The 9,185-nt window shown below is 59.0% G+C and carries 11 protein-coding genes and 1 pseudogene; 8 read left to right on the top strand and 4 right to left on the bottom strand.

Translation table 11 applies throughout. The features are described 5' to 3' along the window. Positions 1–14 precede the first annotated feature (14 nt). The 4 genes from HY26_RS15005 to HY26_RS15020 form a co-directional block, all read right to left on the bottom strand. Positions 15–281: a hypothetical protein gene (locus HY26_RS15005; RefSeq protein WP_112073966.1), complete on the bottom strand. Its 267-nt coding sequence runs from the start codon at positions 279–281 to the stop codon at positions 15–17. Positions 282–368: 87 nt separating this feature from the next. Continuing rightward, on the bottom strand, positions 369–848 hold the full coding sequence (gene lspA / locus HY26_RS15010; protein ID WP_051594959.1) for a signal peptidase II: 480 nt from the start codon (positions 846–848) through the stop codon (positions 369–371). Beyond that, positions 845–1,636: a cation transporter gene (locus HY26_RS15015; RefSeq protein WP_112061941.1), complete on the bottom strand. Its 792-nt coding sequence runs from the start codon at positions 1,634–1,636 to the stop codon at positions 845–847. The genes lspA and HY26_RS15015 overlap by 4 nt, the downstream gene beginning before the upstream one ends. 212 nt (positions 1,637–1,848) lie before the next feature. Next, positions 1,849–2,289 (bottom strand): helix-turn-helix domain-containing protein, encoded by a 441-nt coding sequence (locus HY26_RS15020; RefSeq protein WP_051594960.1) that lies wholly within the window; start codon positions 2,287–2,289, stop codon positions 1,849–1,851. Positions 2,290–2,378: 89 nt separating this feature from the next. Between HY26_RS15020 and HY26_RS15025 the strand changes: the two are divergent. The 8 genes and pseudogenes from HY26_RS15025 (at position 2,379) to HY26_RS15065 (ending at position 9,174) form a co-directional block, all read left to right on the top strand. Continuing rightward, a pseudogene (locus HY26_RS15025) lies at positions 2,379–3,024 on the top strand (cation transporter). Next, positions 3,021–3,473: an isoprenylcysteine carboxylmethyltransferase family protein gene (locus HY26_RS15030; RefSeq protein WP_034827847.1), complete on the top strand. Its 453-nt coding sequence runs from the start codon at positions 3,021–3,023 to the stop codon at positions 3,471–3,473. The pseudogene HY26_RS15025 and the gene HY26_RS15030 overlap by 4 nt, the downstream one beginning before the upstream one ends. An 11-nt stretch (positions 3,474–3,484) precedes the next feature. Then, the gene (locus tag HY26_RS15035; protein WP_139068905.1) at positions 3,485–4,057 is read left to right on the top strand and encodes an isoprenylcysteine carboxylmethyltransferase family protein; all 573 of its coding nucleotides are present in this window, start codon (positions 3,485–3,487) and stop codon (positions 4,055–4,057) included. A 376-nt stretch (positions 4,058–4,433) separates the two neighbouring features. Beyond that, entirely contained in the window at positions 4,434–5,378 is a 945-nt protein-coding gene (locus HY26_RS15040) for an ArdC family protein (RefSeq protein WP_051602529.1), read from the top strand. 258 nt (positions 5,379–5,636) lie between these two features. Beyond that, positions 5,637–7,409: a ParB/RepB/Spo0J family partition protein gene (locus HY26_RS15050; RefSeq protein WP_035549568.1), complete on the top strand. Its 1,773-nt coding sequence runs from the start codon at positions 5,637–5,639 to the stop codon at positions 7,407–7,409. 449 nt (positions 7,410–7,858) lie between these two features. Beyond that, on the top strand, positions 7,859–8,182 hold the full coding sequence (locus tag HY26_RS15055) for a DUF736 domain-containing protein (RefSeq protein WP_035549592.1): 324 nt from the start codon (positions 7,859–7,861) through the stop codon (positions 8,180–8,182). Between the two features lie 177 nt (positions 8,183–8,359). Continuing rightward, positions 8,360–8,602: a helix-turn-helix domain-containing protein gene (locus HY26_RS15060; RefSeq protein WP_051602531.1), complete on the top strand. Its 243-nt coding sequence runs from the start codon at positions 8,360–8,362 to the stop codon at positions 8,600–8,602. Positions 8,603–8,619: 17 nt separating this feature from the next. Continuing rightward, positions 8,620–9,174 carry a S26 family signal peptidase gene (locus HY26_RS15065; protein WP_158531521.1) on the top strand — a complete coding sequence of 185 codons (555 nt, stop codon included), beginning with the start codon at positions 8,620–8,622 and terminating at the stop codon, positions 9,172–9,174. Positions 9,175–9,185 lie beyond the last annotated feature (11 nt).

Below are 9,185 nucleotides of genomic sequence, written 5' to 3' on the forward strand. Positions count from 1 at the left end.
GGCGATGGACCACCTCAGTGGGGCAGACCAACGTCGCCGTTGCGGTCCCAACTGCCAATCGCATGGACCGGCCCTTTGGCGCTGAGGAGGACAAGCACGACCCCATCCGATGAAAAATAAGTAATCGGAGCGGTTTCACAGGCGTCACCGTCGGTCCCGCTGGCCCAGGCCCCGAGCGGTTGTAGCGTCTCAGTGAGCGGATCGGCAAAGCTGGCGCAGCTTGCTACGAGCGCTGAGGCGGCCATTGCGAGGCCAACGCGAAGTGAATCGAATTTGATCATGTCGGTTTTATAGCCCCTACAGTGGCTGTAGGGGCAAGCGAATTCTTACATCGACAACTATTAAGCATGGGCCAGATTAATCAGCCGCTATTTTTGTTCAGCATTATCCGTCCGTCGTGGCTTCGTGAGTAACTCAGAGATCAACAGTAAGCCGACACCGCAGACAATCGCGCTATCGGCGAAGTTGAACGCGGGCCAGTGGTAGTTATTGATGTGAAAATCTAAAAAATCGGTCACCGCTCCATGTCGCACGCGATCGACTATGTTTCCGAGTGCTCCACCTGTAATCAGCCCGAGTGCGGTTGCGATCTGGCGATCAGCGGTGCGCCATAACCAATAGAATAAAACCGCGACGATCGATAGAGCGGCTAGAGTAAGGAGCCAGGGAGGCAGGCTGCCTAGAAGACCAAAGCTGATACCATTGTTCTTGAGCCGCACAATGTTGAAGAATGGAAGGACCGTCACACCGTTATCCAGGGCATCAATATTGAGGATAAGTGCTTTAGTGAGTTGATCTATCGCCAGAACGCCCAGACCAATGATGAATCCAATCTTCTGAATGGTCATATTGCGGCTCTGAGGTCGTTGCGTGCATCGCGAATTATTGCCCATGCAGAATGCAGGAATAGCCCGGCGATCCCGACTGCAACCACGAGATCGGGCCAACCGTGACCGAGCCAGGCGACCAAACCTGCTGCCACAATTACGGCCGCGTTCCCGATGGCGTCATTACGTGAAAACAACCAAACCGCGCGGACATTAGCGTCGCCTTTTCGGTGAGGGAGTAGCGGTAAGACGGCGATGACATTTATGACGAGCGCGATGAGCCCGAACATGCCCATCAGGGCAGCGTCAGGTATCGTTTGATTAAGAAGACGCCACACCGTATTCGCGAGTACGCCGAAGCCAAGCAAAGCTAGGAATACGCCTTGAATCATGGCTGAACGAGCGCGCCAGGCAAGACTCCAGCCGATTGCGAGCACGCCGAGGAATGTAATGAGACCATCACCGACAAAATCTAACGCATCAGCTTTTAACGCCTGTGAACCGGCGAAAAAACCCGCGATCATTTCCACAATTCCATAACCAACGTTCAGGAAAATTACGATCCAAAGGGCGCGTAAATACTCCGGATTCTTTTGGGTTTGTGAGGCGGCGGGGCCATCATCGCCTGGCGCAATTCTCTCGAAGCCGTAACCGGTTTTGGCGACGCCAAGTTCGATTTCTGGAAGTTGGGACTCTGAAACCCATAGCGTCATAATATGTGTCGCAGCCGAAACTTTGACGGCTTTTGGGGCGACACCAGCCGATTGAGCCGCCCGTTCGATTTCGGCAGCATCTCGCGCGCAATCCATTCCTGATACCCGGTAACGAAACGGGAGCGAAGTGTCGGAGCCTGCTGTTGGGGAGGTAGATGTTTTGCTCATGACAATGCTCTCAATTGAGAGACTACACGTATGCTTTGTCGTTGTTCCATTCAGTCTCGCCCATCCAAATTTATCGGGAGGTGCTTTCAATAATGGAAGAGAATTACCATCTACAGTCACTGTAGGGTCAAGCGGTTTGCTCAAAAGGTCGAAAGCCGCTCATGCGCATCTGCGATGCATTCGCTATGATCATTGAGCGTTGAAATGATCCGACACGTGTCAACCCGGCCGCCCTCGCAGCACGTAATCATCCGTTTGAGCTCCGCCTCAAGCGCTTCAAGCTGCGTCAGGCGTTTGCGCACATCTGCAAGCTGTTCACGGGCTATCGCGTCCACGGCCGTGCAATCCTGATCCGGCTGAGTTTGCAGATCAATCATTTCACGAACGGCCTCCATCGGAAAACCAAGATCACGGGCATGCCGTATGAACGACAAACGCTGCACGGCCTCATCGCCATATAGCCGTTGGCCGCTCGAACTTCGGTCCGGCTCGCCCATCAAATCAATCGATTCATAATAGCGTATGGTTGTCACTTTCACGCCCGCCGCTTTCGATAAACGACCAATGGTCATCTGCGTCATTCCGGGCTCCAAAGAAAAGTCTTGCCTCTATAGTCGCTGTAGACTGTAGGGTTTCTTCGAGAATCGTCAATGGGGAATAGGATTAGAAGATGTCGGGTTGCTGTGAGGACAAAACATTTGATGGGGTTTCGCCTGCTTATAAGCGGGCTCTGATGGCCGTCATCGCCATCAATGCGGTCATGTTCTTTGTTTGAAATGACGGCGGGGATAATGTCGGGCTCTCAGGCCCTCAAAGCCGACGCACTCGACTTCGCAGGCGATACGGCGACCTACGCGCTCAGCCTCTTCGTTATCGGGGCGAGCCTGAGGACGCGGGCGCTTGCATCGCTGATCAAAGGCGCCTCGCTCGCAGCGATCGCGATCGCCGTCCTCGGCATGACCGTGTTGAGGGTCATGAACGGCGCGCCGCCGGAAGCCGCAACCATGGGAGTGGTCGGCTTTCTGGCACTGTCCGCCAATGTCGCGAGCGTGCTGATACTGCTGCGCTGGCGCGACGGCGACAGCAATGTGCGTTCGGTCTGGCTCTGCTCGCGCAATGACGCCATCGGCAATGTCGGCGTGATCGTCGCTGGCGGGGTTGTCGCGCTGACCGGAACGGCCTGGCCGGACCTGCTTGTCGCCGCCCTTCTGGCGGGCCTGTTCCTGAAATCGGCGAGCGCCATCACGCTGCAGGCCCTGCGGGAACTGAACACAACCGGCGCGTCGCATGCGACTCCGGTCGAATCGTCCTCATGAGCCTGCGCATTCCACCTCTTGTTCAGGTCCTGATCTGCGGTGCGATCGGCTGGGGACTGTCCTCTGTCACGCCTTTTCTGGCGTTCGAAGGCGTGTGGCGTTCTGCGGCGGCGTTGCTTTTCATCGCTGCTGGCATGGCCATTCTGGCGCTCGCGCTCGGCGCATTCATCCGCGCCCGCACAACCGTCAATCCGCTCGCCCCTGAAGAGGCTGCCACGCTGGTCACCACAGGGCTTTACCGCATCAGCCGCAATCCGATGTATTTGGCCATGGCGGCCATTCTGACAGGCGGCGCGTTTCTGATGGGCAATTTGTCCGCTTTCGTAGCTCCAATTCTCTTTGTCTGGCTGATGACTGAGTTTCAGATCAAACCGGAAGAGCGCGCGCTGCAGGCGAGATTCGGTGAAGCGTTTGACGCCTACCGTATCCGCACGCGGCGCTGGATTTAGGAGGCGCGCCTGTGTTCAATACACCCCTATGGATGGAATGGCTGGCGTTCGGATTGTCAGTGTCCGGAGCGGCAGCGATCTTTTCGCTGTGTGCGGTATCGCTGTTCCGACGCGATTTTCAGTTTTTTCCGCCTCCGGAAAAACGGAGCTGGCAATACCGGACGTTCTGGGCCTTTTTTCGTTTGTTTCTATACCCGCTTGTTGCGCTCTCCATCCTCGTTTTTGAGCCGGCGGAGGATGCGGGGGCCATGGCCCGGCAAGGTGTCGGCGGCGTGCTGGCGGTCACGGGTATTGGCCTTGCCTTCTGGATCTCAATCCAGATGGGCTGGCGCAATGCCTTCGGCGAAGCGCGGGGGCTGGTGACAGATGGCTGGTTTCGTTTCAGCCGGAACCCGATCTATGTCGTGACCTGGCTTGGTCTGCTGGGCTGGGCGATCATCTTGAACGATTTGCGCGTAACGTTTCTGCTGTCTTTATGGGCAGCGATGTACTGGCTCGCTCCGAGGATAGAAGAGCCCTGGCTGGAACGCCAGTATGGGGATGAGTATTGCGCCTATAAGCAGCGAACGCGGCGTTTTTTCTAAGGGCGGTGTTCGGCTGTTCGACCAAGGAAAGGGCGCCCCGGCCTTCGCCGGCCGGGCTGGCGTGAACCAGGCCATCGCTGCGCGCCGTCCCGGCCCTTCGGGCTTTCATCCCTGGCGCAGTTTTTAAGCAGTGTTGTGAAGGATTCGGTCGGCGCTGGCGCGCCGGCATGTTTGCTTCTTTTTTCCCTCTCAGGCGGGGGCGGAGGCGCGCATGCCAGATGGCGGCGCTCCCGGAAGGGGGGCGGCGTCTTGAAGATCGTCTATGTGCCTGCGGCCTCCTACCTGACCCCTTCCGCTCACGCCTGACGCCATCTGGCCAGCGGCCTCTCACCGCCCCCGCCTTGCGGGAAAAAAGCGGGGGTCAGAGGAGGCAGAGATGGCGCAGCGCCGCAGACAACGAAACACGCGGAAAGACCTTTATTCAGAGGTCACGGATAACATCATCGCGGAACTGGAACAGGGGCGCGCGCCTTGGGTGCAGCCTTGGGGCGGGGTGGAGGGGGCTACTCCGCTTGGCTTGCCCGAGAATGGCGCGACGGGCAGGCGCTATTCCGGAATCAATATTCTGCTTTTATGGGGCGCGGCGATTGAGCAAAGCCGTTCCTGTCAGACATGGCTGACCTTCAAACAGGCGCTGTCACTTGGCGGGTGTGTTCGCAAAGGCGAGCGCGGCACGACGGTTGTTTATGCCGACCGCTTCACCCCGAAAGCCGAACGGGAACGTGTGCGCGAGACGGGCGAGTCGCCGGGCACGGTGCCGTTTCTCAAACGCTATACCGTGTTCAATGCAGACCAGTGCGACGGCCTGCCCGAAGACCTGACCGCCAACGCGCCCGACTTGCCGGAGCGCGAGATTATCCCCCGCGCCGAAGCGCTGATTACAGCGACGGGCGCGGATTTCAGGATTGGCGGCGACCGCGCCTATTATGTTCCGTCCAGGGATTTCATTCAGGTTCCGCCGCAGCCTGCTTTCTTTGACCAGATCAATTATTACCGCACCTGCTTTCATGAGCTTGGCCACTGGACCGGGCACCCGAAACGCCTCGCCCGCGACCTGAAAGGCGCATTCGGCACCAAAGATTACGCCCGCGAGGAACTGGTGGCGGAACTCGCCAGTGCGTTCATCTGCGCGGACCAGTCCATCGCCCCGACCGTGCGGCATACGGATTACATCGGTTCTTGGCTGGAAGTATTGCGCGAGGACAAGCGCGCCATTTTTCGCGCCGCGTCGCTCGCTTCCAAGGCGGCTGATTACATTCTCGCTTATGCCGCGCCGGACCCCTGCAGCGCTGCCGCAGCGATGGAAGCGGCGCCATGGTGAGGCAGATAAACAAAAGGTCCGGGGGACATTTTGTCTGCCGAACGAATCCGCCCTTTCGCATCAGCCGACTCGACGCGGCGCTTGCATCGCTTGACGCCGAAGACATTGGCGCATGGGCCGTGCTGGTCTGCGGCTGTTTCCACATTTTCGAGAGCGAGGGGGCGGCGCATCGCGCCTACCGCCTCTGGCTTGAAAACCGCCCTGTGCGCTGACGCACGGGGCATCCCACCAACTGCACATCATGAAGGAGGCAACGCCATGCAGTTAAAACATATCCCTATCACCGACATGAAAGTGTCCCGGCTCAATATGCGCCACGGGCGCAAAGCGCCCGACATTTCCGACATCTATCCGTCGATAAAGTCGCGCGGCGTCTTGCAGACCATGCTGGTCCGCAAGGAAGGTAGCAAGTATGGCGTTGTCGCCGGACGCCGCCGTTTCTTCGCCCTCAAACGCCTCGCCAAGGAGACAGGCAAGGCGCAGAAAGCGCCCTGTCTCGTTATGCAATCCGGCGATGACATTGCCGCGCTGGAAGCGACCCTTGTCGAGAACACCACCCACCTTCCAGCCGACGAGTTTCTGCAATATGACGTCTTCGCCCGGCTTGCTTCAAAAGGCGAGACCGTCACGGTGATTGCAGAGCGCTTCGGCGTCACCGAACTCATGGTGCGCCGGGTGCTGGCGCTGACGGCGCTCACCGATGATATCAAGGCGCTCTACAGGGCCGAAATCATCGACAAGCGGACGCTTTACGCCCTGACGCTCGCCACAAAAGAGCAGCAGGAAGACTGGCTGACCCTGTTGAACGCGGAAGACGAATACGCCCCGCGCGGCGAGCAGTTGAAAGACTGGCTCACAGGCGGCGGCCGCATCACCACCGACAAGGCGCTGTTCGATTTGGAAGCCTATGACGGGACCGTGCTGACCGACCTGTTCGGCGAGACTGCCATTTTCGGGGACGCTGACCTGTTCTGGACTTGCCAGAATGAGGCCATCGCCGACATGGCCGAACGCTACCGGAATGAGGGCTGGGCCGAAACCGTCGTGCTGGAACGGGGCGCGCACTTCCTGACATGGGAGCATGGCAAGCGCAGCCGGAAAGACGGCGGCAAGGTCTATATCGAGACCCGCCATGACGGCTCTGTCACGGCCCATGAAGGCTATCTGCCATCAAAGGACATCGAGAAAATCGAGCGTATCCTTGGCCGGGGCGGCGATGGCGAGAACGGCAAGCCCGCCCCAAAACCGGAAATGTCCGGTCCCTTGGCGGAATATGTCGCGCTGCACCGTCACGCCGCCGTCAGGGCGAGTCTGTGCGATGCGCCCGGCGTCGCGCTGCGCCTCGCCGTCGCCCATCTTGTCACCCGCTCGGATAACTGGCGGCTGGACGTTGAGCAGCAGCGCACACGGAAGGAAGCGACCGCGGAAAGCCTCGCGGCTTCGGCAGGGGAAGTGAAGTTCGCCGCGCACCGCGCCAAGGCCAAGGCGCTGATTGGGCAGGATGACCAAGACGGTTCGCTGGTGGCGGAGAATGCTTTTCCCGCCGACCCTTGCGAGACCTTCGCCCGGCTTCTGGCGCTCAGTGATGAAGAGGTGCTGCATGTTCTCGCCGTCGCAATGGGCGAAACCCTGCAGGCAGGTTCGCCCGCCGTCGAAGCCGCCGCACATGTGACGGACACGGATTTTGCCGCGCTGTGGTCGCCCGATGAGGCGTTCTTTTACTTGCTGCGCGACAAGCGCGTCATCAATGAAGTGGTCGCTGAAATCGCCTCGCCATCCACGGCCCGGTCTGTCCTGACCGATACCGGAAAGGCGCAGAAATCCGTCATCCGCAACCGCATCGCCGGGCATGGATGCGACCCCGACCCGGACTGGCGGCCCCGCTGGATGCGGCAGTCGCCATCCTCTTATCTTGACGGCGCGCCATGCCCGCCCGCCGAAGCGTGGGAGGCCGTCAGGGGTCTGTTCGAGGACAGCGAGGACAGGGCTTCGCTCGAAACCCCGGAAGCAAAGACAGCCATCGCCGCCTGACACGCCTCCCGTAAGCGGCATGGTTCGGGACCGTCCGGCAGTTTTGCCGGGCGGTCTTTTCCTGTTGGTGGCGCGGAAGCAAGCTCGCGAAACGACATGGGTGGTTTCCTTACCAACTGCCCTGTTTGTTCCTGACATATTGGCGTGCCTGCCAGTTGCAAACACCTCTGGCATTGCACGAAGGACGCCCCGAGCGGCCCCGTTTCCTTGCCTGACCTGGACGACCGCCTGCGGGCCATGAAACCGCCCATCGCCAGAAATTTCCTCTGCTGTTCGGTCTGAAGAAGACCGAACGCGCATTCACCGCGAATCAAATTTCCGCCACCGGGCGGTGCTCCGCTTTGCTGCGCCCGCTTCGCGGTTCAGACCTGCCGCCCGCCGTCCCTTTAGGTCAGCGTCAACGGAGCCATCGGGGCGCCCGCGACACGAAGCCAAAAGGAGATATGAAAATGGCTAACGCACTTGGATATGTCAGCGAAACAGACACAGGCTTTGAAGGCGCACTTGCCATGATGAGCCTCAACACGCCGATCCGCATCATCAAAAATGACGAAAAGACCGCCGACAAACAGCCCGATTTCAGGGTCTATGCCGGAGAGAAAGGCTCCGATATTGGCGGCGGCTGGGTCCGCACCGCGAAGTCTTCGGGCCGCGAATATGTCTCGCTCACCCTCGCAGACCCGATGATCGGCCCGCGCAAAATCTATGCGAACCTCGCCCCGGTCAAGGATAAGGATGGCCGCCACGTCATCCTCTGGAACCCGCAGGGCTAGACGCCGAAACACCAACCATAACGCCGCCCCGGAGGCTTTCTCCGGGGCGGTTTTTTTATGCTTTTTCCTTGGTTAAAACGTCGGGGGAAAATTCATGTGATCCATTTTCCCTCTGCAAAATCCCGCAATCTCCGCCAATCCTTTCGTCTCAAAAGTGATGAAAGGACACTGTGTACAATGACGAAAAACAGACGAAATGATCGCCGAAACGATGGCTGGCCGGAGCTTTTGAGTGTCGAGGAAGCGGCAGAATTTCTGAGGCTGAAACGCTCAACGCTTGACCATTATCGCTGCGAGGGACGCGGGCCGATTTACCGCAAACATGGCGCGCGGGTCTTCTATCCGAAACCCGATCTCATCCGCTGGTCAGAGCGCAATTCCTATGCGTCCACATCCGAACGCCTGCAGAAGCCGGAATGAAAAAGCGCACGCTTTGGATGACAGGATTTAGCGCCGGTCTTGTCTTTTTCGGTCTGGTTCTCGACCCCGCAGATCGCTTGATCTGGAACCGGACCGCGAGCGCACCGACAGGGCTTTACTGGCTGAGCGACGCGCCCTTCACCCCTGGCCGATGGGTCGTCGTCTCCAGCCAGAGCGTGCAAGCGAACTGGGCGCAGGAGCATGAATTTGTTGGCGAAGACTGGCCGTTATTGAAACAGATTGCCGGGGGTCCCGGCGATGAAATCTGCCGGACCGGACGCGACATTCTGATCAATGATGAAGTTGTGGCGGAAGCGCTGATTGTCGATTCCAGTGGCCGAAACCTGCCTGTGTGGGATGGCTGTGTCCGGCTTGAAAGCGATGAGCTTTTCCTGCTGACGCCGCATCCGGCGTCGCTTGATGGCCGGTATTTCGGTCCCGTAAAACAAACAGACCTGGATGGCGTCGCCATCCCCGTTTTCGTGGCCCGGGACAGACAGGGCGCAAGCGGATGCAAAGCGATACATGCGGATGCAAGGGAATCAGAAGCGAACCCGGTAGTGCTGTCGTAAACCCGCCAGCT

It is taken from the genome of Hyphomonas sp. GM-8P (assembly GCF_003263315.1).
GTDB lineage: Bacteria > Pseudomonadota > Alphaproteobacteria > Caulobacterales > Hyphomonadaceae > Hyphomonas.